This window comes from Nitrosomonas communis (assembly GCF_024102715.1).
Taxonomy (GTDB): domain Bacteria; phylum Pseudomonadota; class Gammaproteobacteria; order Burkholderiales; family Nitrosomonadaceae; genus Nitrosomonas; species Nitrosomonas communis_B.
In genome coordinates this window covers 26,559-50,618 of sequence record NZ_JAGFJM010000009.1, presented here as the reverse complement: position 1 = coordinate 50,618, position 24,060 = coordinate 26,559, and the positions used below count along the sequence as shown (strand labels likewise).

Sequence of the window (24,060 nt, the reverse complement as noted above, 5' to 3'; positions counted from 1 at the left end):
CCAGAGATCGCCCTTATGTTAGCGCCATCCGATTTATGGAAATTTACCCATGGTTACTGTCCGTCATCCTGCGGTAGCGGGGCTATTTTATTCAGCTGATGCTCAGCAACTGACTGAAAGTATCAAGCAATTGTTGCGCGTTGCACAGGCGCATAAATCAATACCCAAAGCATTAATTGTGCCGCATGCGGGCTATATCTATTCGGGTGCGGTTGCAGCATCCGCATATGCCACACTTTATCCTTTTGCTCAGCGTATCCGGCATGTCATCTTGCTGGGTCCTGCACACAGGGTTGCAGTGCGTGGTCTGGCATTGCCAGGTGTAGATGCTTTTGCTACCCCCTTGGGCACGGTGACGGTGGATACCGTTAGCATCGGTAAAGTTGCACACCTGCCACAACTGGCAATCAATGCGCGAGCCCATGTGCTGGAGCATTCACTGGAGGTGCAGTTACCTTTCTTGCAAAGTATCTTAACGGATTTTTCGATCTTGCCATTGGTCGTGGGAATGGCCTCCGCTGAAGAGGTTGCCGCGGTATTGGACTGCTTATGGGGAGGGGAGGAAACATTGATTATCATCAGTTCCGATCTTTCCCACTATTTACCCTATGGTCTCGCGCAACGCGAAGATAATGAGACTGCTCTATCCATTCTTCAATTACGCCAATTCATTGATCACAAGCAGGCTTGTGGGGCAACGCCTATTAATGGTCTGATTGCGACGGTGCGCAAGCATCAGTTGACGCCACATCTGCTGGATTTGCGCAACTCAGGTGATACAGCGGGTTCACGCGATCAGGTAGTAGGTTATGGCGCGTTTGCTTTTACATTGTCTAATTTGTCCTCAAAGAGCGCTGGATATGCGGGTTGATCAAGGAAAGGAGTTATTGTCGATTGGGCGGGCGGCGATTGCCTCTGCTTTAAATGTCGCTTATCAATCGGATGCTGATGAGCGCGTGCCATGGTTGCAAGAATTGGGCGCGTGTTTTGTCACGCTCATGCAGGAGGGACAGTTGCGTGGTTGCATCGGCTCACTTCAGGCGCAACAATCATTGCTAATGGATGTCAAATGCAATGCGGTTTCTGCTGCTTTACATGATCCGCGTTTTGCACCTTTGCGCACTGCTGAGTTTGATGATATTGAAATCGAAATTTCAGTGCTATCGCCGGTGTGGGCAATGGATGTGCGGGATGAAACAGATGCGCTTGCGCAGTTGCGGCCAGGTATAGATGGCATCGTGCTTGAATATGGCTATTATCGCAGCACCTTTTTGCCGCAAGTATGGCAGGAGCTTTCGCAACCTCGACTGTTTCTGGCCTTATTGAAGCGAAAGGCTGGATTGCCTGCAGATTTCTGGGCAGAAGGAATCAAACTGTCGCGCTATACCGTTACCAAATGGCATGAAATTGATGTTGTAGAGGAGTATCCAAATGGATCAACCAATTAGCAATGCAGAACGAAATCCGGCCAGATACTGGCATTGGCTGAGTGATGGGCGTATCCAGTGTGACTTGTGTCCACGCGATTGCAAATTGCATGAAGGGCAGCGCGGTGCGTGCTTTGTACGGGGCCGGGCAGGTGATGAAATGGTGCTGACGACCTATGGTCGTTCTTCCGGTTTCTGTGTGGATCCGATCGAGAAAAAGCCATTGAACCACTTTTATCCGGGCAGCAGTATTTTGTCTTTTGGCACAGCGGGTTGCAATCTTGCTTGCAAATTCTGCCAGAACTGGGATATTTCCAAATCACGCAGTTTCGACAAGCTGGCTGAGCAGGCAAGTCCAGATGCTATTGCACGTACCGCTGAACGTTTGGGTTGCAAAAGTGTCGCGTTTACCTATAACGACCCAGTTATTTTTGCAGAATACGCCATGGATGTGGCTGATGCGTGCCATGCACGGAATATCAAGACCGTGGCAGTCACAGCAGGCTATATCCATGCTGAGCCCCGACGCGATTTCTTTGCCAAGATGGATGCGGCCAATGTCGATCTAAAAGCATTTACTGAAGAGTTTTATGTCAAGCAAACCGGCGCGCACTTACAGCCGGTGCTTGAGACATTGAAATATCTCAAACATGAAACACAGGTATGGTTTGAAATAACAACATTATTAATTCCTGGGTGCAATGATTCTACCGAAGAACTAGAGGCGCTGAGCGAATGGGTAGCGAGGGAACTTGGTGTGGAAGTGCCGATACACTTTTCAGCATTTCATCCCGACTACAAGATGATTGACATACCGGCTACTCCAGCGAGTACCCTGATTCGGGCGCGGAAAATTGCCCAAACGGCAGGACTCAAATACGTTTATACAGGAAACGTGCATAACCGTGAAGGTGATACCACTTTTTGTCCATCATGCGGTGCAACCGTGATTGAGCGTGACTGGTATGAGATTGCACAATATCGTCTGACGACCAACAGTCATTGTCCCGATTGTGATGCCGTCATTGCCGGGCGCTTTGGTGAACATGCCGAAATATTTGGCAGGTGGCGTATTCCAGTAGCTATAGGAGATTTAATATGAGTGCGATATTTATTCAGGATGGTGCTGCCCGCCTAGGCGGTGAATTGATGTTGCCTGCTTCAGCAACAGGTATCGTATTATTCGCTCATGGTAGCGGCAGTAGCCGCTTTAGTCCGCGTAATACCTATGTCGCTGACGTGTTAAGGGATCGTGGTATAGGCACGCTGCTGTTTGACCTACTGACACAGGAGGAAGATCGGGATTATGCCACACGCTTTGATATCGAATTACTCACACGGCGTTTGCTTGCAGCAACGTCATGGTTGCAAGGTGAGTCGAAGATGCAATCACTACAAGTGGGGTATTTTGGTGCCAGCACAGGGGCAGCTGCAGCACTGCAGGCTGCGGCAGAATTAGGCAATAAAATTGCTGCTGTCGTATCACGCGGCGGACGCCCTGATCTTGCTGGAGAGCAAGCTTTAAGGCAAGTAACTGCACCCACTTTGCTGTTGGTTGGTGGTGCTGATTTTGGCGTGATTGAATTGAATCAACAGGCCTATGCTTTATTGAACTGCAAAAAGCAGCTTACCTTGATAGCGGAGGCGACTCATTTATTTGAGGAGCCTGGCACACTAGAACAGGTTGCGAGTCATGCGGCAGACTGGTTTGCTCAACATTTCAGTATGCTAAAATAATTACTGATCTTTTTTCAAAAGTTCAATCACTTCTTCATCACTAACCTGGGGAAATGACTGATAGAATTGTCCTACTGAATAAAACAGTTGTGGGGTGTCAAGGCATACTATTTCATCTGCATAAGGCGCAACCTTAGCCAAAGTTTCAGCGGGTGCAACGGGTACTGCGCATATCAATTTTTGAGGATGCTTGGCGCGTACAGCATGCAGTGCCGCAATCATGGTAGAACCGGTTGCCAAGCCATCATCGACGATGATGACAATCCGTTTTTGTGGATCAAGAGGTGGGCGAATGGGTGTGTAACTATTACGTCTTTCACGCATAATCTCAAGCTGGGTAGTTTTCTCATTTTCAATATAACTTGGATCGTCTACCACTTGATGGGCATATTCGGCGAGATATGTCCATCCTGTTTCATCTATTGAACCAATTGCGAATTCGGGGTTGTCGGGTGCACGTAATTTACGTACGAGCACCACATCCATGTCGCCAGCTAGCGCATTGGCAATAATTTTTGCCATGGGCACTGCGCCACGTGGAATCGCCAGCACAAGTGGGTGTTGACCATGATACGGATGCAGTTGCTTTGCCAATAACATAGCTGCTTCTTTACGATCACGAAACATTTCCTTCTCCTTCTTTCTGTCGGCTACTCAAATCATACGCTTAAATAACTAACTGGTGATTGATTTTGTAATGGTAATCTGGTTAATCATTTAAAAGACAGGTAGGATATGAAACTTGAGAAAGCAGGATTCGTAGTTTTGATTACTCAGTAAGCAGTCATGTGCTACATTGAATTTTGAGCCTTCTTAAATCAAGTCATGATGCTTATATTTCATGTTTATTAAAGGAGATATGTGCTATGAGTCATTCTAAAGGGTATTCCAAAATTCCTGCGGGCTATCATACGATTACTCGCCATGATGGTATTTTTCAGGAAAAAGTGCATGATGCTTATAAAGCCAAAAGTAAGTTACCTGAACCGACCGTATGTCCGCAGTGTAATGCGGTTTATCATCAGGGACGCTGGCAGTGGCTGGCTACACCGGCTAACGCGCATCAAGAAGTCTGTCCCGCCTGCCATCGCATCCATGATCATTTTCCTGCTGGTTTTTTGACTCTGGAGGGAGCATTCTTTTTAGCGCATCGCGATGAGATCATGCATCTTGTGCATAATGAGGAAAAACATCAGCGTGCAGAACACCCCCTCAAGCGGATCATGGAGGTTGAAGAAAAAGCTGATTCCACATTGATTACTACGACGGATATTCATCTTGCTCGCGGGATGGGTGAGTCGATTCATCATTCCTATCAGGGTGAGCTCGAGTTTCACTACAATCCAGAAGAAAACTTGCTGCGAGTGAACTGGTCGCGTTGATGTTATCAGTGAATATAAAACCGCCATCAATATACTTTTTAATGATGAAAGAGGAGAATAACCATGTTGGAATCATTAAAAGAGGCAGGAAAAACTATCGGCCGAGAACTGGGTCGTGCCTGGGAAAATCTTTCTGAAGGCTGGCGTGAACTGCTTAGTCGCAGCGGAGAAGCATTAACTCATTTTTCACATAGTAAAGATGAAACGGCGACGGAAAGCGATAGTCAGCTACCCGTACTTCCACGGTGGAGCCTCTTAGCGGGGGAGGTGGAGGAGACAGATAAAGAGATCATTGTGCGCGTGGAAGTGCCTGGTATTGAAAAAGAAGATTGGCATATTACCATTGATGGCAGCATGCTCTATCTAAGTGGAGAAAAACGCTTCGAGCGGGTCACGCATGATAGTACCTACCATATTATGGAGCGTGCCTATGGAACATTCCAGCGATCGATTCCGTTGCCACGCAATGTGGATACCGAAAGAGCGGAGGCTAATTACAAAAACGGTGTGCTGACTGTTTGTCTGCCGAAAATTGGAGACAATGAGTCCAGAACGATACGTTTATCTTGAAACAGGTGCTGATATCTGTGCTATTAAGGAATAAAGCGGAGTTATTTTTCTGAAATAATCCCCGTATGCGTCTATGAAGCAGCTGTTGCTCGATATTGTGCCACCACGGCCTCCCACTCTGGAAAATTTTATCCCGGGACGTAATCTTGAATTACTGCAAACACTCCGAGCTATTTTAACGAGTCAGAATTCGGAGCGTTTTATGTACGTGTGGGGGAGGGCCGGATGTGGTAAAAGTCATTTGCTGCAGGCAGTGACTGAGGCATTTATCCGGAAGCAGCTCAGGGCAATTTATGTTTCATGTGAAATGAATAGTGAATTTGCGTTTGGGGTGGATTTTATCGACTGCGTAGCGATCGATAATGTAGAGCGATTGGGCTCAGCGGCTCAAATCAGATTGTTTAATTTTTATAACCAGCTACGAGAGGAAGGAGATGCATTATTATTGATAAGTGGCGAAGTATCTCCGGCACAACTGGCTTTACGCCAGGATCTAGTTACGCGTCTTGGCTGGGGATTAGTTTATCAGATACATGAATTAAATGATGAGGAGAAAAGAGAAGCTATGAAAAGTCATGCAATCAGCTGTGGGTTTGAGTTGCCTCAGGAGATTTGCGATTACCTGCTACGGCACGAACAGCGCGATTTGCCTACTCTGATCAGAGTGATTGATGCATTGGATCGTTATTCGCTTGCTAAGCAGCGACAAATAACTCTTCCTTTATTACGTGAATTATTACAGGTTGCATCATGAAGTTAGCTTTATTTGATCTTGATAATACGCTTCTCGCTGGGGATAGTGATTTTCAATGGGCACAATTTCTAATCGAACAGAAAGTGCTTGATCGAGAGGTATATGAAGCGCGGAATATTGAATTCTATGAACAATACAAAGCAGGGACGCTCGATATTCATGAGTTTCTTGATTTCCAGTTAAAGCCACTTGCCAGGCACCCACGGGAGCAGCTTGATGCGTGGCGCAGTGAATTCATCCAGAAAAAAATCAGGCCCTTGATTGCACGAGGCGCACGTGATCTGCTTGCAAAGCATAAACTTGAGCGAAATTTATGCATCATCATAACGGCAACAAACAGCTTCGTTACTGCACCGATTGCGCGGATATTGGGTATTGATCATCTGATTGCCACCGAACCAGAACAGAAAGATGGTCAATTCACCGGTCGAGTATCAGGAATACCTTGCTTCAGAGAAGGGAAAATCGCACGATTGGAAAAATGGCTAGATGAGCATAATTTGACTTGGCTTTCTTTTCTAGAAAGCTGGTTTTATAGTGACTCACTGAATGATTTGCCACTTTTGAAGAAAGTGACGCACCCCGTTGCCGTTGATCCTGATGCCACGCTTGAAGGGCATGCGCAAAGGAATGGCTGGCCAATTATTAGTCTGCGGTAACTATCAATTGCAAACAAATGACAGTCTTGCTGTCATGATATAAGATTGATTCATTTTTATTTTCAATAATTTCTAAATGATTGTTTATCATTTGAGTGGTTAGGCAATTTTATTGTTAAGCATAATATTGAATTAATAACAATTTTAATTGCCGCAGAATTAGCTGGCAGTAGATATGCTTCTGGGAGCCAGGGTGTTTCTGACCGATGGATCTGTTTCTGCTGATATATCAATCAAGTCTTGCAATACGTTAAAGCGTACAAGCAAGCGTGGAACAGATTAAAGCAAAGTTTTTTATCTATTCATCGGCGAGCGTCATGAATAATATAGGTCTTTCATCAGATTTCGAGATTACCAATTTTACATAATCTGCTGGTCAGCGCTACCGCTACTTCAAGATTGACCGTTGCTTTGATACTTAGTGCAGTGTCGAGTCCAAAATGGTAGCCGCGAATCCTTAGTAGAAAAGATGGTGGTGCAGCGCATCCATACACTTCTTGATACACGTGTAACAGAGCGGATGGTGTCATGGCATGTGTCGTATAGCTGCCGTCTTTTGCCGCCACCACTTTAGAATAAACATAAGGTTCCGCGCAAGACAGATCTGCATCGATAAACAATACCTGATCGCAATTAATCAAATCTGTCACATGCTCAATTTGAAGCTGCATATCACTTTGGCATTCAACGCGATTAAAGCGTAATAATGTTATGCGATCGATAAGATTGACACCAAGCGCGTCATCACCACGGCTTGGATTACCGTAACCAAATAGCAGCAGTTTGGACATGGGCGATGTCAAGGTAAATGTTTTAAAATGTACCGAAAAGAAAGATCACGAGATTGATTGATTTCTTATTGTTATTCGTTGTTAGCATGGGATATACCATGTCATGGTTTATTGCAGTGATTTTATCAGCCAAACTGAATATAAAGCATTAATCTGATCTGTTAACAGAGCTATGTGAAGAATTGTTGAGTTGACTCCTGTCGGGGCAAGGCATTATTTCTTCTGAGAAGGGGATCAAAGAATTGGTGAGAGAGTTTTAACTTTAGAGATTTCTGGGGTACTAGAGCCGCTTTGCTGATAGCGCTACTGGGTGGTCAGTTGAGATAAATGTGTTTTATCTGGTTGCCATTAGGAGCAATATGGTTTCAAGCAAGGTTGGTGTGATCGAATCAATAACATGACTGTTGTTATAAAACAACAGATGATCAATATAACCTTGACAGAGAAATCACCCTTACTATAAGCTCCTTCGTCAACGAATATGAGACAGTTGTGTTTAATAAGCAACGAAAAATAGAAGCGTATGGATGATTATCTAACGCATTGATAAAAAGTGTCTTTGGGGATTATTGCGTTAAAATGGTTTTAGAATAAGATGACCAGCACCATTACTTCGAGGGGAAGATCTTGAGTTCGACAATAATTACGCTGGGGGATCCGCTAATGCAAGAATCTGATACTCAGCCTTCAAGCAAATTGTCAATGGCAGCGACACCTACTGCTAATACGCTAACTCAGCGGTTAGCAGATTTTGATACGCTGACTGACGCACTGGAGTATGCGGCAGACGGGGCGACAGGATATAATTTTTACGATGCAAAGGGAGAGTTGCGATCGGTACTTTCCTATAATTTACTTAAGCAGAATGCGCGTGTGATTGCTCGCCGTTTATCTAGCTTGGGGCTCGTGCGCGGCGATCGGGTGGCGTTAATTGCTGATACAACACCTGAGTTTATTGTGTTATTTTTTGCATGTCGCTATGCAGGACTAGTACCTTTTGCAATGCCAATACCCGTTAATCTTGGCAGTCACGCAATATATGTTCGGCAGCTGCGAGGTATGCTTGAAAGTAGTCAGGCAAGTATTGCAATAGCTAATCTCGATTTTGTTGGATTTCTTGAAGAAGCAGTAGAAGGTTTAAGCACCAATTGCTTACAATGGGTGGGTACACCAAGTCAGCTTGATATGCTTCCAGAAGCTGAGGTGGCTTTACAGCCCAATTCTCCGGAAGAGACCGCCTATTTACAATTTACTTCAGGTAGTACACGAATGCCCCGCGGTGTCGTTATAACAGAACGAGCTTTGATGTGTAATCTTCAGGGGATAGTGCGCAATGGATTAGAAGTGCACGCTAACGATCGTTGCGCTTCTTGGCTTCCGTTTTATCATGATATGGGTTTGGTAGGTCTTGTACTGTCGCCAATGGCTGCCCAGCTCTCAGTGGATTATTTGGCAACCCGAGATTTTGCTATTAGACCTCTGCAGTGGCTAAGATTAATTAGCCGCAACCGTTGTACCGTTGCTTTTAGTCAACCGTTTGGACTTAAGCTTTGCGCATTAAGAGTACGTGAGTCAGATCTGAAGGAGCTTGATCTGAGCTGTTGGCGTGCAGCGGGAATTGGAGCCGAAATGATCCGGCCAGATATTTTAAGAAATTTTGCAGATAAATTTTCTGCAGCAGGCTTTGATGAACGTGCTTTTTTACCATGCTATGGTTTAGCAGAATCTACGCTTGCAGTTTCTTTTTCGAAAATTAACCAGGGTGCAACGAGTTTGCAAGTTGATACTAAAACGCTGGTTGAAAAGAAAATGGCGGTACGGGTACAAGCAGCAGGTAGGAAATTTAATGAGTTTGTCAATTGCGGCCGCCCACTTCCTGATCATACAGTTAAGATTGTTGATGATAATGGAGAGGAGTTGCCTCAGATGATGATTGGTAGTGTTCTGGTCCAAGGAAAGAGTATTATGACCGGATACTTTAATAATCAGGAAGAAACTAATAAAGCATTAAAGCCGGGAGGGTGGCTTGATACAGGCGATATTGGGTTTATTCTCGGTGGCGATTTGTATATTACAGGGCGCCGTACTGATGTGATTATTGTTAATGGTCGAAATATTCGCGCTCAAGATATAGAAGAGCTTGCAGAGCAACAGCCGGAAGTCAGATCGCGTGAAGCATCGGCTTTTGGGATTAATGGATCTGATGATACGACTATTGTCGTATTGGTTGTTGAGTGCCGTTTAGCTTCTGTGGAGGAGAGACAGTCTCTGATGAGTCGGCTGCAGCAGATGGTTTATATGGCTTTTGGTGTTAATTGTCTGGTTGAGCTGGTGCCGCCTCATACGTTGCCGAGAACATCATCGGGTAAGCTGTCGCGCTTTGCCGCACGCCAAGGGTTTCTTCAACGTGCAAACATAACTGATCAGATATCTGCAGTTCAGTCTGGAGACAGATAATCTTAAATGTCACGAGTGGTGGCAATAACAGGCGCCACTGGGTTTATCGGTCGAGCATTGCTTGATGCGCTGCTGGAAAATGGCTGGAAAGTACGCGCATTAACTCGGCAGTTCTCGACTGCGAAGCGAGAAAACCTAGAGTGGATATATGGGGATTTAGATAATCATGCAGCGCTACAAAAGCTTGTTGGGGGAGTATACGCAGTTATACACTGTGCGGGTGCGGTAAGAGGTAGCTCTCTGGGAAGTTTTTTGCATAATAACGTAACAGGTACAGGTAATCTGCTGCAGGCAGCCTTTGAACAGAACTCTAAACCACGTTTCCTTTTTATATCTTCGCTCGCTGCAAGAAACCCTGAACTTTCATGGTATGCAACGAGTAAATTCAAAGCTGAGCAACTGATTAATGATTGCTCGCACAAGATGTCATGCACTATTTTCCGTCCAGCGGCTGTGTATGGCCCAGGTGATAAAGAGCTGCAGCCACTTTTTAAGGCAACTTGTTATGGTGTACTACCATCAGTAGGTCGTTTGACTAATCGTTTTGGATTGCTGCACGTTAATGATTTGGTAGCAGCAATTCATTGCTGGTTGCAAATTGATAAACCCATTATAGGGACCTTCGAACTTGATGATGGTAGAGCGGGTGGTTATACCTATCAATTAGTGGCAGCTATTGCACAAGATATTTTAGGCAAGCCGGTTAGATGTATTAGAGTGCCCGCATTCATGCTTCAATTAATTGCCAGTATTAATTTGTGGGCATCTCGATTATTAAACTATTCACCAATGTTAACTCCAGGAAAAGTACGCGAATTACAATACCCTGACTGGGTGTGCGATATTACGCCTTTGAGGCGAGATCTAGTATGCTGGTATCCTAATTTTCGCCTCTGTGATACATTGCCACAATTGATAAAACTCTGATTTTTTAATTAACGAATGGTAGAAATTAAGCAAGAAGATATTCTGCATTTATTATGTGAACGTCTGGCGAGTTTTGCGAATGCAGAGCTTGAAATTACACCAGAAACAAATCTCATTACTCAACTAGCGATTGATTCCATAAAATTATTGAATCTTATCATGGAGCTAGAGGACAACTTTGATATTTCTATACCATTAAACGCACTTGCAGATGTACTTACTGTTCGTGATCTTGCTAATTTGATTTACAGAATCAAGGCGGTTCCAAAATGAATTTACTAGAGAAGCTTGATGCAGCCGCTGCCGCCAGGAAGGCGCAATTGCCAACTGGGTTAAGTGCTTTTGGAATACCCATAGAAGAAATCTATTCTCCAACAGAAGCAAGGATTGGTGATCGTCATATTTTGCTTCTTGGTACTAATAATTACTTGGGACTTAGTTTTGCACCGGAATGTCGGGAAGCGGCGCATGAAGCAATCGATAAGGAAGGAACGGGTACCACAGGCTCTCGAATGGCAAATGGAAATTATTCAGGGCATCGCGCATTAGAGATAGAGTTTGCCGATTTTTACCAATGCCGCTCCTGTATCGTTTTTACCACAGGTTATCAAGCTAATCTTGGCACGATCTCAGGCCTAATAGGTGCGGGTGACGTAGCGCTTATTGATGGCGATTCCCATGCAAGTATTTATGATGGATGTATTCTAAGCGGAGCAGATATCATTCGCTTTCGGCACAATGATATGGTGGATTTAGAAAAACGTCTTCGTCGACTAGGTGATCGTAGCAGAAATACGCTCATTATCGTTGAAGGTATTTATAGTATGTTGGGTGATCAAGCGTCTTTGGCGGAAATTGTGAACCTGAAAAATGCTTATAACAGCACGTTACTGCTGGATGAAGCTCATTCGCTCGGTGTTCTGGGTGAAACCGGACAAGGCCTCGTTGAAAAAACTGGGCTCATCAATGAAGTTGATTTTATTACGGGTACCTTTAGTAAAAGTTTATGTGGGGTAGGTGGCTATTGTGTCAGTAATCATCCGCAGCTTGATCAGTTGCGTTATGTTAGTCATCCTTATATTTTTACCGCTTCGCCTTCGCCGGCCACCATTGCAGCAACACGTGCGGCTTTGAGGTTGTTACGAAACGGTAGTAAATTACGTGAGCAGCTTTGGAGAAATGCACGACAGCTCTATTCGCATCTTAAGATGCTCGGATATCAGGTTGGTCCAGAGCCTGGGCCTGTCGTAGCAGTTATATTAGATAATCCCCAGCAGGCATTGGCTTTATGGAATGGCTTGCTTGAGAATGGCATATACGTTAATTTGATTCTTCCTCCTGCTGCACCTGAGGGTAAATCATTGGTGCGCTGCAGCGTAAATGCAGCGCACACTTTTGAGCAAATCGAACACGTTTGTAGAACTTTTACCATGTTGCATTCGTCACTTGCTCGGTGAAAAATTTTTCTAGAGCGCATTAGAATACTGACAATATACATTATGCTATTTTCCGATTAGCTATAAATTGAATCATTCTCTCTTTATGCACGATTGGATTATTCCGGACTGGCCAGCGCCACCAAGTGTTAAAGCAATCCTCACTACTCGGAAGGGTGGTGTGAGTAGAAACCAAAACGGTGCGTACGCAGAACTGAATTTAGGTGATCATGTAGGTGATGATTTATTATTGGTGCAACAGAATCGTGCATTGCTGCGCAAATATTTACCGAATGATCCCTACTGGTTGAAACAGGTTCATGGAGCAAAACCCATCTGGGTGGACAAGAATGAAGTAACACCGCAAGGTGACGCAGCGTTGAGCTGCTGCAGTGAAAAAGTGTGTGCGATATTGATGGCAGACTGTTTACCGGTATTTCTATGTGATACTGCAGGTAGTGTTGTCGGCGTTGTTCATGCTGGCTGGCGAGGATTGGCTGCTGGAGTCATCGAGAATTCTATTGCAGAAATGTCTAGTAAGGGAGACGAAATTATTGCCTGGCTTGGACCGGCAATTGGCCCCAAGCATTTTGAGGTAGGTGAAGAAGTGCGAGAAGTGTTCCTGAAACAAGATAGCAAATCCAGTTCTGCCTTTACTCTCAGTCATGATGGTAACAAATGGTTTGCTGATTTATTTACCTTGGCGCGGCTGCGATTGGCAGAAGCTGGGGTCACCAAAGTTTACGGTGGTAATGAATGTACTTTTAGCAACCCATTAAGATTCTATTCTTACCGTCGGGATGGAAAAACAGGAAGAATGGCAGCACTGATTTGGTTAACGGATACGATCTGAATAAAGCAAAGTCATGTAGATGCACAAGAGCAAGGCGAGTTAGTTACGTGAATATATTGGGTAGTGCCTAACTGAATCTATCATGTAAGTGAAGAGGTTGTGATTGGGTGCCGTGACAATCAAATAATAAACTATATTAACTACTTATTTTTAAGAAAGAAGGGCTGTTTAATCATTTGAGCTGGTAGCACTATAGTATAGTGCTACCAGTTTTTTCATAGTTTCCTGCAAAAATAAATTTTATGTCGACCCTCACCTGGATCATTCTGGCAGGCCTATTTGGTGGTTTGCTGAGTATACTGTTTGCAGCTATATTGACTTTGAACACCCGTAGCTCATGGGTATCTATGTTGGTTTCATACGCGATCGGGGCGCTGCTAGGGGCAGCATTCTTAAATACTCTCCCCGAGGCTCTTGAACTTTCTGAGGATCCCAAACAAATAACGATCATAGTGCTGCTAGGTATACTCGTTTTCTTTATCCTGGAGAAACTGGTATTGTGGCGACATTGCCATATGGATGAGTGTGAGGCGCACGATCCCGAGCATGGTCATTCGATTTGCCAGGTTCCAGGCGATTATGGTCGTAGCGGTATGATGATCACGTTAGGCGATACATTTCATAATTTTGTAGATGGTGTCCTGATTGCAGCAGCCTTTATGGTTGATATTCAGCTTGGCATTGTGACCGCTATCGCAATTATTGCCCATGAAATTCCCCAGGAAGCTGGTGATTTTATCATTCTGCTCAATTCAGGCTATAGCCGCGCGCATGCGCTGCTACTTAATTTACTATCGAGTGCTGCAACTTTAGTGGGGGGGATACTTGCTTACTTTATGCTGCATCAACTTAATCATCTCGTTTTGCCAATGCTTGCCATTGCAACAGCGTGCATGATATATGTCGCAATGGCAGATTTGATTCCAGGTTTGCATAAGCGACCTGAGATTGCTGCCACAGTGCAACAAGTAGTGTTAATTAGCTCCGGAATTGGCTCTATTTGGCTGGTTGAGACTATGCTCAAGCATAGCCACTAGAAAAGGTGGCTGGACACAAGTAGTGTAGGAGGAGTGTTTGTTGTGCTGGCTGTATCTTATTGGATTCTGGTGAGATTTGAGATCGCGTTGCCATGGTATCCTTGTGCAGTCCGGTAGTATAAACGACGCAAAGGCGTACCGTTTCGTGTTATTGTTTTGAACTGCACGGTGCCTGGCTGGTCAAGCATGTGATCAATTTCGCTTCCAGTCCGATTACGTTCAAGCATATGACGTTTCATTCCCACTAAAATAATCGGGCGGTCAGTAGGTGGGTGCGATGGATACCAGAAATCGTACATAGCACTATTGTCGCCAAACATGTTTCGCGAGCGGATATCTATTTTGTTGCTGCCCTTATTGTAAAAAGATAATGCGCTTGCAATTGACCACTTACTCATTCCTACTACAATGGGTGCTTGTCCTGTCTGAGATCCGAGTTCTTCGGCTATTTTTTCAACCTCACTGGTTGCCTCTTTCCAGAAATAATGTTCAGTGAGAAACTGATATGGTATTCCAGGGATACCCAGTACCACATAATGGAGTAGGAAGGCATACGCAAGTAACGAAATAATAATGGTTGGTTGCCATATTGCTCGCAGGCGGCTGGAGATAGCATGTAAGGTACCGCTTTGTCCCATCATCCAGGCGATAGTTGGCAGAATTGCTAGCCAGAGAGGGCTGGTCCAGTGAAATCGTGGTGTATCAAAGGTACTGATACCCATAAAAATTATTAATGGAACACCGGTAAATATACATACAAACAAGCGGCGCCTACACTCGCATTCATCATAATGATTACCCTTAGTGCAAACATGTCTTAACGCCTGCATGGCGGCGTATAAACCTACCGGTGTCAGAATGATAGCCATATAAAGGATCAGATAATGAACGGAGAATACATGCCCGCCTCCTCCCAGTCTTTCAGTTTGAAATAAGAAAGAAACCCAGTTATTCTCAGAATTCCAGATGATCACGGGTGAGAACAGTAAGAGGGCCAGAAGCGCTGAAAAATAGGGGTGAGGCCGACGCAACCAGCGGCGTGCAGTTGGATCCAGGATAACAAAGACTAAAGCCGCAATGCCCAATAAGCCAAGTGTATATTTTGATAATAAGCCTAGACCAAAAGCAATCCCCATACCAAGCCACGCTATGCTTCGTCCAACCACAAGCGCACGTTCCATATAGTATAAAGTAGCAGCCCAGCAAGCAATCAATGGTGCATCAGGAGTCATGATTAATCCAGAAGCAAAGCCAAAAGGCAGCACAGATAGCAGCATGATTGCGCGCATACCTGTTGATTTATCATGTAGATTGCGTGCAAATGCGTAGAGGTAGCTCATTGTTATCAAACCGCAGATAAAGGCGCCGATTCTGACACCAAATTCATTTTGACCTGCAATTGTGGTACCTAGCCAGATTAGCCAAGCTACCATTGGGGGATGATCGAAGAAACTCAAATCCATGTGTTGAGTGTATTGCCAATAATAGGCCTCGTCAGGAATGAGTTGGGCCAGACCAAGATAAACGAGGCGCAGCAAGATGATAAAAAGAACAACTCCAAGTGCAGCTATTCGCCAGCGTATTTCCAGCGATGGGCGGTTTTTATTTTCCGGGAATACATAAAATGCCGAGCCTAGATAATTAACTACTGCTGTTGCAGCAATTGCGGGAAATATTGCCAGTTCAGCCGGTAAGTGCCAAGTATAGACAAGTAACGCCAGTACGCCGCCGCGCAGAAGCAACGCAAATAATCCAACTATCAGAAACCGGCTAAACTGTTGCCAAGTTAGATTGCCTCCACTGTATGGTCGGAATGACCATTTAGAGTTAAGGGTATAATTTACAATAACGGCTGCTAAAAAACTCGTAATATGAGCTAATGCGAGCCCAGAGCTCCAGCTTAGCATCCATTGGAATACCAAGGCATCGACAAAAATACCTGCAAAACCGACAAGAGCAAAACGACTGGCTGTGCCGATAGATACTGTGCCGCCAGCCAGAGTGATCAGTCGTTGCAGATAAATCAAGTGATGGGAAAGAGATAATTTCGAGGTGCCATATGTTCGGTCGTGAAAGGAAATGGGTACTTCTATGACTCTAAGCTTCTCTTGACCTGACATTAGCAACTCAAGCAGAATTTTGTATCCGCGGGCTTTTTCAGGGATATTGCTGATAAGCTCCCGACGAAATGCAAAAAAACCTGAAGTAGCATCATTCACATCACAAATAGGGCGTGCAAGCAGGCCGCCCATACGCGACAGCCACTGTCGATGCAGAGGCCACCCTTTTGTGCTTCCTCCTGAGATGTAACGACTACCTACAGCAACATCATAATTACCATTGAGTACTGGTGCAACGACAGCAGGTAACTGCTCAGGCAAATGACTTAGATCTGCATCCATTACAACGATAATGTCGCTCTTGGCGATAGAGGCGCCTGCTAGAATTGATGCCGTCAGATCAGGCTTTTCCTGCCGCTCGACAAGATGAATGTTTTTATGCTTTGCTTCCCATCTACGTATTTTTTCTGGCGTGCCATCCTTTGAGCCATCATCAACAAAAATAACTTCGAAACTTCCTGGTAACAAATCAAGCGCAAGCAAGCGCGTTAACAGCAAATCCACATTTTCTGATTCGTTAAGAGTGGGGACAACGACGGAAAACTGCATCATTTAACTTTGTAAAAGAGCATGAGTTTCAAATATGTCAGGCATAGTAATTGCTACCGTTTCTGGTATTGATGCACGGCACGGTTGTGCTCTTTCAGATCGACTGAAAAATGCGATTCGCCATTACCTTTTGCAACAAAATAAAGTGCATCAGTTTCTGCAGGATTAAAAGCTGCCTGAATTGAAGCTAGTCCTGGCATGGCAATAGGGGAGGGAGGAAGACCTGGGCGTGTATAAGTATTGTATTCCTGGTCAGTAAGCAAATCTTGTTTGCGTAAATTTCCATCAAATTTGTCACCGATTCCATAGATAACAGTTGGATCAACTTGTAGTTTCATATCCAAACGTAGCCGATTAATTAATACACCCGCAATAATAGCGCGGTCACTTTCATTACCAGTTTCTTTTTCAATGATCGAAGCTAGAATCAAACCTTCATATTCTGATTTCAATGGAAGCGATTCTTTGCGACAAGACCAAGCTGCTTTTAGATGTTGTTGCATTGCGCGATAAGCACGCTTTAGTATGCTGACATCGCTGTTATTTTTTACAAAAAAATAAGTATCCGGAAAAAATAAACCTTCTGCTTTTGATTCACTGGCGCCGATTAGTTGCAGGATCTCTTGCTCACTAAGATTAAGTGTATCGTGCCGAATTGCAGGGTGTTCATCTAACGCCTTTCTGAGCTGAGAAAATGTCCATCCTTCAATGAACTGGATTTCATTTTGTTTTGCGTCACCCTTAACCAGATATTCCAGTAATTGTAATGGGGAAGTATCCTCAACCAGCACATATTCACCCGCTTTTATCGATGATTCATAATTAAGCACTTTTGCTAGCAAGATGAAAGACCATGCATTGGGGAGCAAATGATCAGTAGTTAATTGATTAGAAATATTCTTTAAGTTGCTCCCGGATTCAATCGAAAATTCATGCGGGATAAATGGTAACTTGGTTGCAGTATTAACAAGATAATAAAACCAGCCAAGAAATAAAGCGATTCCTATGAAAGTGAGTGCAAAAAGTAACTTCAGTTTCTGGGATAGGCACTTTAGTACCCACATACGCCAAATATATCGCTAAATCTTACGGAATACCAACGTACCGTTTGTTCCCCCAAATCCAAAGGAATTTGATATTGCTAAATTTATTTTCATATCCCTGGCGGTATTAGGAACATAATCCAAATCACATTCTGGATCAGATTCGAAAAGATTGATAGTAGGTGGTACAACTTGATGATAGAGAGACAATACTGAAAATATTGCTTCTACTCCACCAGCAGCACCCAATAAATGTCCTGTCATTGATTTGGTAGAATTGATAACAAGTTTTTTTGCATGATCACCAAAGCATCGTTTGACTGCAATTGTTTCCGCTATATCACCTAAGGGAGTTGATGTACCATGAGCATTGATATAGTCGACTTCATCAGTGTTGACATTTGCAACCTTAAGAGCATTTGACATACAGCGGGCAGCTCCTTCGCCATCTTCACACGGAGCAGTCATGTGATAGGCATCTGCGCTCATACCGAACCCGGCAAGTTCCGTATATATTTTTGCGCCACGTCGCTTGGCGTGCTCCATTTCTTCTAAAACTAGAATGCCCGCACCTTCACTTAAAACAAATCCATCTCTCCCTTTATCCCAAGGGCGACTGGCTGAAGCTGGATCATCATTCCTGACTGACAGGGCGCGAGCTGAAGAAAACCCTCCAATTGCAAGCGGCGTTACGCATGATTCAGCACCACCGCACACCATAATATCTGCATCACCATATTCGATCATGCGCGCAGAGCTGCCAATAGTATGAGTGGAAGTGGTGCATGCAGTAACAATCGCTAAATTAGGACCTTTATACCCGAACATGATAGATAGATTACCGGATATCATGTTGATGATGGTGCTGGGTATAAAAAACGGAGAGATTTTACGCGGACCGCCAGCATGATAAGCTGTGTCAGTATCTTCAATCATGGGCAAGCCACCGATACCAGAACCAATATTAACGCCTATTCGTTCTGGATCAAGCCCTGCTAGATCTTCAATTCCGGCATCTTTTATTGCTTGGATTCCCGCTGCCATACCATAATGAATAAAAATATCCATTCGTCGTGCATCCTTGGCTGATATGTACTGCGTTATTTCGAAGTCTCTAACTTCGCCTGCAATTTGTGAAGAGAAAAGCGAAGCATCAAAGCGAGTAATTTTAGTAATGCCGGATTTCCCCGCAACAATATTCTGCCAGGCATCAGAAACATTGTTTCCAACAGGTGAAACTATGCCCAGCCCTGTAACAGCTACCCTGCGTTTGGACAAAAAAAACTCCAGTAGATAAAGAAATTAGTGAGAAGTATGCTGATTAACGTAGTCAATCGCTTCTTGTACAGTATTAATTTTTTCGGCCTGTTCGTCAGGAATTTCGCATTCAAATTCCTCTTCCAGCGCCATGACAAGTTCTACGGTATCAAGCGAATCAGCACCTAAATCATTAACAAAAGAAGATTCATTTTTGACATCTGCTTCATTTACACCTAATTGTTCAGCTACAATTTTTTTGATGCGTTGCTCTATATCTGTATTTTCCATCTATGCATCCTTCCTTTCTACGTGAGAAAAACTAGTCAATTTTAACAAATTTCCTAAACTAACAAAACTAACACCTTTACTGCATTCAGGTCATTTTTAACAAAACTCATTTATTAATAAAATCATTTGACATAAGAATTAATACCATTTTTTGGAAATTTTTTTTCCAAAAAATGATTAAATTCGATTAATCCATATACATTCCACCATTCACGTGCAAAGTCGTGCCTGTAATATAACTCGCTGCAGGAGAAGCCAGAAAGACTACCGCTGACGCTATGTCTGCCGGGCGCCCCAATCTTCCCAATGGAATATGCTGAATTAGATTTTGCTGCTGCTCAGCAGTCAGAGATCGCGTCATATCTGTATCGATAAATCCAGGAGCAATGCAATTAATGGTGATATTTCGACTCCCTACTTCACGCGCTAATGATTTACTGAAACCGATCATACCAGCTTTGGCTGCAGCATAATTTGTTTGTCCGGGATTACCAGTTACCCCGACAACAGACGAAATATTGACAATGCGTCCTGAACGAGCTTTCATCATGGATCGCAGCACTGCGCGACTTAGCCAGAATACCGATTTGAGGTTAGTGTCGATGATTTCATCCCATTCTTCATCTTTCATCCTGGCCAATAGATTATCGCGCGTGATTCCAGCATTATTGACCAATATGCTAATTTCACCAAATGTTTTGCGGATAGTTTCAATGGCGTTATTAATCTGCTCTATGCTATTTACATCCATTACCAAGCCCATTCCTTTTATTTGGGCTTCTTTTAGGTATTGATTGATAGTTTCTGCGCCATTCAGCGTTGTTGACGTACCAATTACAATAGCGCCATGTTTGCCCAGTTCAGAGGCTATAGCTTGTCCAATTCCTCGACTGGCGCCTGTAACTAAAGCAACTTGAGTGCCTAACATGATTTCTCCATTTGATAATATATTGGGTGCAATTTATTTCAATAGATCGATTGTCTGTTTGAGAACATTGCTGTCTGTTAGCGATAAACTTTTTAATTTCCCATCGATACGCTTTGTCAAACCGACTAATACTTTGCCAGGTCCGCATTCGATGACATGATCTACTCCCGTTGATGCAAAAGTACGAACGGTTTCAGTCCATCGTACAGGGCTATATAGCTGCTTTGCCAATATTTCTCTAAGAGATGCAGCATCATGATGCTGTTGAACATCCACATTATGCAAGACGGGGATGGTGGGTGATGCAAATGATATTTTCTCAAGCAATTGACGCATTTGCTCCGCTGCGGGCTTCATGAGCGAGCAATGTGACGGAATGCTCATTGGCAGCAATATTGTTAACTTCGCACCTTTTGCTTTGGATAGTTCCATTGCTTGTTGTATTGCATTTTTATGACCGGCGATCACTACCTGTCCGGGTGAGTTGAAATTGGCAGGCTCTAATAGCATTCCTTCACAGTTGCGCATGGTCTCAGCGCAAACTACTCGTATCTCATCATCATCTAATCCTACAATCGCTGCCATACCGCCCACACCTTCCGGAACACACTCTTGCATGATTTTTGCGCGATAACTCACCAGCCTTAGTGCATCCGAAAAAGTTAAAGCTCCTGATGCCACGAGCGCGGTATATTCTCCTAGACTGTGGCCTGCCAAGTAATCTGGTTTTTTTCCTCCTAGACTTTCCCATGCGCGGTAAACTGCAATCCCGGCTGTCAACATAATTGGTTGCGTATTGATGGTTGAGTTAAGAGCTTCTGCTGGACCTTCATTGACCAATGTCCATAAATCTTGTTTAAGGATATCAGCCGCTTCAGAAAATGTTTCACGCATCAATGGGAGATCTGCGTAGCCCTTCATCATGCCGATGGATTGTGAGCCCTGTCCAGGAAAAACAAATGCAGTTTTCATATGTCACCAGCGCAGAAGCACTGACCCCCAAGTAAAACCACCGCCTACGCCTTCCAGTAAAACATAATGGTCAGTTTTAATCCGACCATCGCGTGCAGCGATGTCCAAAGCTAACGGCACAGAGGCGGCAGAAGTATTACCATGCTGATCAACAGTCGCAACCACTTTTTCCATTGGAATGCCAACTTTATTGGCGGTAGATTTTATGATACGGATGTTAGCTTGATGAGGAATCAGCCAGTCAATATCGGATGCTTGTAAATGATTGGCTGTGATAGCCTCGAATACCGCTTCTTCTAAGACTTTAACTGCAAATTTGAATACAGTGTTTCCTTCCATGGTAATAAAGGGTGAGCCTTGTATCTTACCACCACAGATATTGCCAGGTGCTGCTAGTACATTGTTATAACTTCCATTGGCATGCAGATGACTTGAGAGTATTCCGGGCTGATTGCTTTGCGTTAACACTACTGCGCCAGCACCGTCACCAAATAAAACACAGGTGCTACGGTCGGTCCAGTCAAGGATGCGTGAATATACTTCGGTTCCTACAACCAGCGCATTCCGGCACTTGCCGGAACTAACAAACATATCAGCCGTAGCCAGGGCGTAAATAAAGCCGCTGCATACTGCTTGTACATCAAATGCCGGCCCACCACTGATGCCAAGTTTATGTTGCAAGATACAAGCTGTGCTCGGAAATATCATATCTGGCGTTGTCGTAGCCAGAACGATCAAATCAATTTCTTGCGCTTGAATACCCGCTGCATCTATGGCCTTGCGGCTTGCTTCCAGTGCGAGATCGCTAGCCATTTGCCCTTCAGCTGCAATATGACGTTGAATAATGCCAGTACGAGCACGTATCCATTCATCACTGGTATCCACCATGCGCTCGAGATCATGATTAGTCAGAATTTTCTCAGGCAAGTAACTGCCTGTTCCAATGATTTTTGAATACATTATTTATTCCGCAGTGACTGAATTTAATTTGTTTTTTCTGATATTGTGCTGTAATTCTGCTATGTGCTCACTGATATGGCGTAACATCCCTCCACGCACCTCTTCAGTAGCTCGTTTGATGGCCGCGCAGAATGCATGCTTATCAGCAGATCCATGACTTTTTATAACAATGCCGCGTAACCCTAGCAGGCTGGCGCCATTATACTGACGATGATCAACTCGCTGTTTGAAAGCGTTGATCACAGGCAGTGCTACAAACCCTGCGGCTCTTGTAAATATATTGCGCTTAAATTCTTGGCGTAAAAAAGTAGCGAGCATTTGCGCCACGCCTTCTGATGTTTTTAAGGCAACGTTGCCAACAAAGCCATCGCAAACTACGACATCTGTTGTTCCTTTATAGATATCATCGCCTTCGATGTTACCGTAGAAATTTAACCCGCTGTCTCGCAGTAATTCTGCTGCTTGCTTGACCACTTCATTACCTTTGATGTCTTCTTCGCCTATATTTAGTAAACCAATGCTAGGAGCTTTCTTGTTTTCAATAGAAGAAACCAGCGTGGCGCCCATCATACCAAATTGTAACAAGTGTTCGGCAGTACAATTAACGTTTGCACCTAAATCCAATATATAGGTATGTCCTGTAATGGTGGGCAAAACAACTGCAAGCGCTGGTCTATCGATACCCTGAATGGTTTTTAGAACAAATCGGGATGTCGCTAATAATGCACCTGTATTGCCAGCGCTAATACACGCCTGCGCTTCACCACTTTTAACCAGGTTAATTGCGACACGCATGGATGAGTCTTTTTTGTTTCGCAAAGCTAGCGCCGGGGGTTCATCCATACCTACGACTTCACTTGCAGCATATAGCCTTATTCGTGGACCAAGAGGCATGTTAATGGCACGTAACTCAGCCTCGATCGCATCAGGAATGCCAACCAGAATAATGTCTACCTCCGGATCGTGGAGCAAGTACTCCACTGCTGAATGGACTGTAACATGCGGGCCATGATCACCGCCCATACAATCAATCGCCACAGTGATGTTCACTTTGGATTACTCTTAATAAGACGCTATGACAGTTGTGGGGGTGGTGTTTGATAAAATCAAGATCAGAAATGTCTACAGAATCTATTCGTCGTTTTTAGTTTTAATAACTTTCTTGCCGCGATAGTATCCATTCGGACTAATATGGTGACGTAAGTGTACTTCTCCAGTAGTAGGTTCTATGGCTAAAGGTGGGTTAGTCAGAAAATCGTGAGAACGATGCATGCCACGCTTGGAAGGGGATTTTTTATTTTGCTGAACAGCCATAATATGTTGACTCCAAATTAAACTTTAGTATGTTTATTTTTTCAACGACTTCAGTGAAGCAAAGGGGTGTTTCTTAACGACTGCTTTTGTTGCTTCTGAAGTGTTGATAGTAATGTTATTTATTGAGCACTCATTTTCCAGATGACGAGGAGAAATGGGTAAGCTCAGAATGATCTCATCTTCAATAAGTGTTAGTGCATCCATATCAGGAGATGCTAGAATGGCATCAACTGAATTATCTTCATCATAAGATGAGTACTCGTCTTGAGTTCTTGCTATCAGCAAATGAGTTTTCACATCCAATGTATGTTCTAGCTTACTAAGGCAACGTTGACAGCAAAGCGTGATCATTCCTGTAATTATTATTTTAAGTACCGGTCTACCTTTTTCGTCAAGAATACCACTTATCGAGTAAGCGATCTCTCCAGCATGATCTGACAAGTATTCGCGTAAACGTTCCAATTCAGCGGGCAGAATTTTACCATGATGTACTCCGGTATTGCGGACAAAATTGAGAGAATTTATGATAAAACGTTTACGCATAACCGATACATGCTATATTTTTTATAATTAAGTGTCAAAATCTATTATAAGCA

At 43.9% G+C, this 24,060-nt stretch carries 26 protein-coding genes; 14 read left to right on the top strand and 12 right to left on the bottom strand.

The features are described 5' to 3' along the window. Positions 1-49: 49 nt before the first annotated feature. Genes amrB through J5I83_RS01535 form a run of 4 tightly spaced genes read left to right on the top strand, consistent with a single transcriptional unit; the run spans position 50 to position 3,164 of the window. Positions 50-871: an AmmeMemoRadiSam system protein B gene (amrB, locus tag J5I83_RS01550; protein WP_304052744.1), complete on the top strand. Its 822-nt coding sequence runs from the start codon at positions 50-52 to the stop codon at positions 869-871. Further along, positions 861-1,448: an AmmeMemoRadiSam system protein A gene (gene amrA, locus J5I83_RS01545; RefSeq protein ID WP_304052742.1), complete on the top strand. Its 588-nt coding sequence runs from the start codon at positions 861-863 to the stop codon at positions 1,446-1,448. Before amrB ends, amrA begins: the two co-directional genes overlap by 11 nt. Then, on the top strand, positions 1,432-2,529 hold the full coding sequence (amrS, locus tag J5I83_RS01540) for an AmmeMemoRadiSam system radical SAM enzyme (RefSeq protein ID WP_304052741.1): 1,098 nt from the start codon (positions 1,432-1,434) through the stop codon (positions 2,527-2,529). The genes amrA and amrS overlap by 17 nt, the downstream gene beginning before the upstream one ends. Further along, entirely contained in the window at positions 2,526-3,164 is a 639-nt protein-coding gene (locus J5I83_RS01535; protein ID WP_304052738.1) for a dienelactone hydrolase family protein, read from the top strand. Before amrS ends, J5I83_RS01535 begins: the two co-directional genes overlap by 4 nt. Here the strand turns inward: J5I83_RS01535 and J5I83_RS01530 are convergent, their stop codons facing one another. Then, a complete protein-coding gene (locus tag J5I83_RS01530; protein WP_304052737.1) occupies positions 3,165-3,791 on the bottom strand; it encodes a phosphoribosyltransferase in 627 nt (208 codons plus the stop codon). It abuts the gene before it with no gap. Between the two features lie 239 nt (positions 3,792-4,030). Between J5I83_RS01530 and J5I83_RS01525 the strand changes: the two genes are divergently transcribed. The 4 genes from J5I83_RS01525 to J5I83_RS01510 all read left to right on the top strand — a co-directional run bounded on the left by J5I83_RS01525 (position 4,031) and on the right by J5I83_RS01510 (position 6,529). Next, the gene (locus J5I83_RS01525) at positions 4,031-4,546 is read left to right on the top strand and encodes a BCAM0308 family protein (RefSeq protein WP_304052735.1); all 516 of its coding nucleotides are present in this window, start codon (positions 4,031-4,033) and stop codon (positions 4,544-4,546) included. A gap of 63 nt (positions 4,547-4,609) precedes the next feature. Next, positions 4,610-5,116, top strand: a complete 507-nt coding sequence (locus J5I83_RS01520; RefSeq protein WP_304052733.1) for an Hsp20/alpha crystallin family protein — start codon at positions 4,610-4,612, stop codon at positions 5,114-5,116. 73 nt (positions 5,117-5,189) lie between these two features. Next, entirely contained in the window at positions 5,190-5,870 is a 681-nt protein-coding gene (gene hda, locus J5I83_RS01515) for a DnaA regulatory inactivator Hda (RefSeq protein ID WP_304052731.1), read from the top strand. After that, positions 5,867-6,529, top strand: coding sequence for an HAD family hydrolase (locus tag J5I83_RS01510; protein WP_304052729.1), 663 nt, complete (start codon positions 5,867-5,869; stop codon positions 6,527-6,529). The genes hda and J5I83_RS01510 overlap by 4 nt, the downstream gene beginning before the upstream one ends. Positions 6,530-6,867: 338 nt before the next feature. Here the strand turns inward: J5I83_RS01510 and J5I83_RS01505 are convergent, their stop codons facing one another. After that, positions 6,868-7,320, bottom strand: coding sequence for a hydrogenase maturation protease (locus tag J5I83_RS01505; protein ID WP_304052727.1), 453 nt, complete (start codon positions 7,318-7,320; stop codon positions 6,868-6,870). A gap of 663 nt (positions 7,321-7,983) precedes the next feature. Between J5I83_RS01505 and J5I83_RS01500 the strand changes: the two genes are divergently transcribed. The 6 genes from J5I83_RS01500 (at position 7,984) to J5I83_RS01475 (ending at position 14,030) form a co-directional block, all read left to right on the top strand. After that, on the top strand, positions 7,984-9,777 hold the full coding sequence (locus tag J5I83_RS01500; RefSeq protein WP_304052724.1) for a fatty acyl-AMP ligase: 1,794 nt from the start codon (positions 7,984-7,986) through the stop codon (positions 9,775-9,777). A gap of 6 nt (positions 9,778-9,783) precedes the next feature. Then, positions 9,784-10,704 carry an NAD(P)-dependent oxidoreductase gene (locus J5I83_RS01495; RefSeq protein WP_304052722.1) on the top strand — a complete coding sequence of 307 codons (921 nt, stop codon included), beginning with the start codon at positions 9,784-9,786 and terminating at the stop codon, positions 10,702-10,704. Between the two features lie 15 nt (positions 10,705-10,719). Beyond that, positions 10,720-10,977, top strand: coding sequence for an acyl carrier protein (locus J5I83_RS01490; protein WP_304052721.1), 258 nt, complete (start codon positions 10,720-10,722; stop codon positions 10,975-10,977). Continuing rightward, positions 10,974-12,161, top strand: coding sequence for an aminotransferase class I/II-fold pyridoxal phosphate-dependent enzyme (locus J5I83_RS01485; protein ID WP_304052720.1), 1,188 nt, complete (start codon positions 10,974-10,976; stop codon positions 12,159-12,161). Before J5I83_RS01490 ends, J5I83_RS01485 begins: the two co-directional genes overlap by 4 nt. 85 nt (positions 12,162-12,246) lie before the next feature. Beyond that, complete coding sequence (pgeF, locus tag J5I83_RS01480; protein WP_304052718.1) at positions 12,247-12,993, top strand: peptidoglycan editing factor PgeF; 747 nt, start codon at positions 12,247-12,249, stop codon at positions 12,991-12,993. A gap of 242 nt (positions 12,994-13,235) precedes the next feature. Continuing rightward, a complete protein-coding gene (locus J5I83_RS01475) occupies positions 13,236-14,030 on the top strand; it encodes a ZIP family metal transporter (RefSeq protein ID WP_304052717.1) in 795 nt (264 codons plus the stop codon). Between the two features lie 56 nt (positions 14,031-14,086). On the opposite strand, the gene J5I83_RS01470 is transcribed toward J5I83_RS01475, so the two are convergent. The 10 genes from J5I83_RS01470 to J5I83_RS01425 form a co-directional block, all read right to left on the bottom strand. Then, a complete protein-coding gene (locus tag J5I83_RS01470) occupies positions 14,087-16,702 on the bottom strand; it encodes a glycosyltransferase family 39 protein (RefSeq protein ID WP_304052716.1) in 2,616 nt (871 codons plus the stop codon). Positions 16,703-16,752: 50 nt separating this feature from the next. Further along, positions 16,753-17,763 carry an endolytic transglycosylase MltG gene (mltG, locus tag J5I83_RS01465; protein ID WP_304052714.1) on the bottom strand — a complete coding sequence of 337 codons (1,011 nt, stop codon included), beginning with the start codon at positions 17,761-17,763 and terminating at the stop codon, positions 16,753-16,755. 15 nt (positions 17,764-17,778) lie between these two features. Beyond that, a complete protein-coding gene (fabF, locus tag J5I83_RS01460; protein WP_304052712.1) occupies positions 17,779-19,020 on the bottom strand; it encodes a beta-ketoacyl-ACP synthase II in 1,242 nt (413 codons plus the stop codon). Positions 19,021-19,044: 24 nt separating this feature from the next. Continuing rightward, positions 19,045-19,290 (bottom strand): acyl carrier protein, encoded by a 246-nt coding sequence (gene acpP, locus J5I83_RS01455; RefSeq protein ID WP_046849580.1) that lies wholly within the window; start codon positions 19,288-19,290, stop codon positions 19,045-19,047. A gap of 187 nt (positions 19,291-19,477) precedes the next feature. Next, on the bottom strand, positions 19,478-20,218 hold the full coding sequence (gene fabG, locus J5I83_RS01450; RefSeq protein ID WP_304052708.1) for a 3-oxoacyl-ACP reductase FabG: 741 nt from the start codon (positions 20,216-20,218) through the stop codon (positions 19,478-19,480). A 33-nt stretch (positions 20,219-20,251) separates the two neighbouring features. Beyond that, positions 20,252-21,190: an ACP S-malonyltransferase gene (gene fabD / locus J5I83_RS01445; RefSeq protein WP_304052707.1), complete on the bottom strand. Its 939-nt coding sequence runs from the start codon at positions 21,188-21,190 to the stop codon at positions 20,252-20,254. A gap of 3 nt (positions 21,191-21,193) precedes the next feature. Further along, entirely contained in the window at positions 21,194-22,150 is a 957-nt protein-coding gene (locus tag J5I83_RS01440) for a beta-ketoacyl-ACP synthase III (protein ID WP_304052705.1), read from the bottom strand. Positions 22,151-22,153: 3 nt separating this feature from the next. Beyond that, entirely contained in the window at positions 22,154-23,200 is a 1,047-nt protein-coding gene (gene plsX, locus J5I83_RS01435) for a phosphate acyltransferase PlsX (protein WP_304052704.1), read from the bottom strand. Between the two features lie 81 nt (positions 23,201-23,281). After that, positions 23,282-23,464 carry a 50S ribosomal protein L32 gene (gene rpmF, locus J5I83_RS01430; RefSeq protein WP_090542364.1) on the bottom strand — a complete coding sequence of 61 codons (183 nt, stop codon included), beginning with the start codon at positions 23,462-23,464 and terminating at the stop codon, positions 23,282-23,284. A 33-nt stretch (positions 23,465-23,497) separates the two neighbouring features. Beyond that, positions 23,498-24,007 carry a DUF177 domain-containing protein gene (locus tag J5I83_RS01425; RefSeq protein WP_304052701.1) on the bottom strand — a complete coding sequence of 170 codons (510 nt, stop codon included), beginning with the start codon at positions 24,005-24,007 and terminating at the stop codon, positions 23,498-23,500. Positions 24,008-24,060: the final 53 nt, after the last annotated feature.

Bases quoted from the DNA above. Each gene is read 5' to 3' on its own strand.
- pgeF (WP_304052718.1), top strand. From the start codon at position 12,247: ATGCACGATTGGATTATTCCGGACTGGCCAGCGCCACCAAGTGTTAAA.
- fabD (WP_304052707.1), bottom strand. From the start codon at position 21,190: ATGAAAACTGCATTTGTTTTTCCTGGACAGGGCTCACAATCCATCGGC.
- J5I83_RS01495 (WP_304052722.1), top strand. From the start codon at position 9,784: ATGTCACGAGTGGTGGCAATAACAGGCGCCACTGGGTTTATCGGTCGA.
- J5I83_RS01425 (WP_304052701.1), bottom strand. From the start codon at position 24,007: ATGCGTAAACGTTTTATCATAAATTCTCTCAATTTTGTCCGCAATACC.
- J5I83_RS01440 (WP_304052705.1), bottom strand. From the start codon at position 22,150: ATGTATTCAAAAATCATTGGAACAGGCAGTTACTTGCCTGAGAAAATT.
- J5I83_RS01470 (WP_304052716.1), bottom strand. From the start codon at position 16,702: ATGATGCAGTTTTCCGTCGTTGTCCCCACTCTTAACGAATCAGAAAAT.
- mltG (WP_304052714.1), bottom strand. From the start codon at position 17,763: ATGTGGGTACTAAAGTGCCTATCCCAGAAACTGAAGTTACTTTTTGCA.
- J5I83_RS01500 (WP_304052724.1), top strand. From the start codon at position 7,984: ATGCAAGAATCTGATACTCAGCCTTCAAGCAAATTGTCAATGGCAGCG.
- J5I83_RS01535 (WP_304052738.1), top strand. From the start codon at position 2,526: ATGAGTGCGATATTTATTCAGGATGGTGCTGCCCGCCTAGGCGGTGAA.
- hda (WP_304052731.1), top strand. From the start codon at position 5,190: ATGAAGCAGCTGTTGCTCGATATTGTGCCACCACGGCCTCCCACTCTG.
- J5I83_RS01475 (WP_304052717.1), top strand. From the start codon at position 13,236: ATGTCGACCCTCACCTGGATCATTCTGGCAGGCCTATTTGGTGGTTTG.
- amrB (WP_304052744.1), top strand. From the start codon at position 50: ATGGTTACTGTCCGTCATCCTGCGGTAGCGGGGCTATTTTATTCAGCT.
- J5I83_RS01510 (WP_304052729.1), top strand. From the start codon at position 5,867: ATGAAGTTAGCTTTATTTGATCTTGATAATACGCTTCTCGCTGGGGAT.
- J5I83_RS01490 (WP_304052721.1), top strand. From the start codon at position 10,720: ATGGTAGAAATTAAGCAAGAAGATATTCTGCATTTATTATGTGAACGT.
- J5I83_RS01505 (WP_304052727.1), bottom strand. From the start codon at position 7,320: ATGTCCAAACTGCTGCTATTTGGTTACGGTAATCCAAGCCGTGGTGAT.
- amrS (WP_304052741.1), top strand. From the start codon at position 1,432: ATGGATCAACCAATTAGCAATGCAGAACGAAATCCGGCCAGATACTGG.
- J5I83_RS01520 (WP_304052733.1), top strand. From the start codon at position 4,610: ATGTTGGAATCATTAAAAGAGGCAGGAAAAACTATCGGCCGAGAACTG.
- amrA (WP_304052742.1), top strand. From the start codon at position 861: ATGCGGGTTGATCAAGGAAAGGAGTTATTGTCGATTGGGCGGGCGGCG.
- acpP (WP_046849580.1), bottom strand. From the start codon at position 19,290: ATGGAAAATACAGATATAGAGCAACGCATCAAAAAAATTGTAGCTGAA.
- J5I83_RS01485 (WP_304052720.1), top strand. From the start codon at position 10,974: ATGAATTTACTAGAGAAGCTTGATGCAGCCGCTGCCGCCAGGAAGGCG.
- rpmF (WP_090542364.1), bottom strand. From the start codon at position 23,464: ATGGCTGTTCAGCAAAATAAAAAATCCCCTTCCAAGCGTGGCATGCAT.
- J5I83_RS01525 (WP_304052735.1), top strand. From the start codon at position 4,031: ATGAGTCATTCTAAAGGGTATTCCAAAATTCCTGCGGGCTATCATACG.
- J5I83_RS01530 (WP_304052737.1), bottom strand. From the start codon at position 3,791: ATGTTTCGTGATCGTAAAGAAGCAGCTATGTTATTGGCAAAGCAACTG.
- fabG (WP_304052708.1), bottom strand. From the start codon at position 20,218: ATGTTAGGCACTCAAGTTGCTTTAGTTACAGGCGCCAGTCGAGGAATT.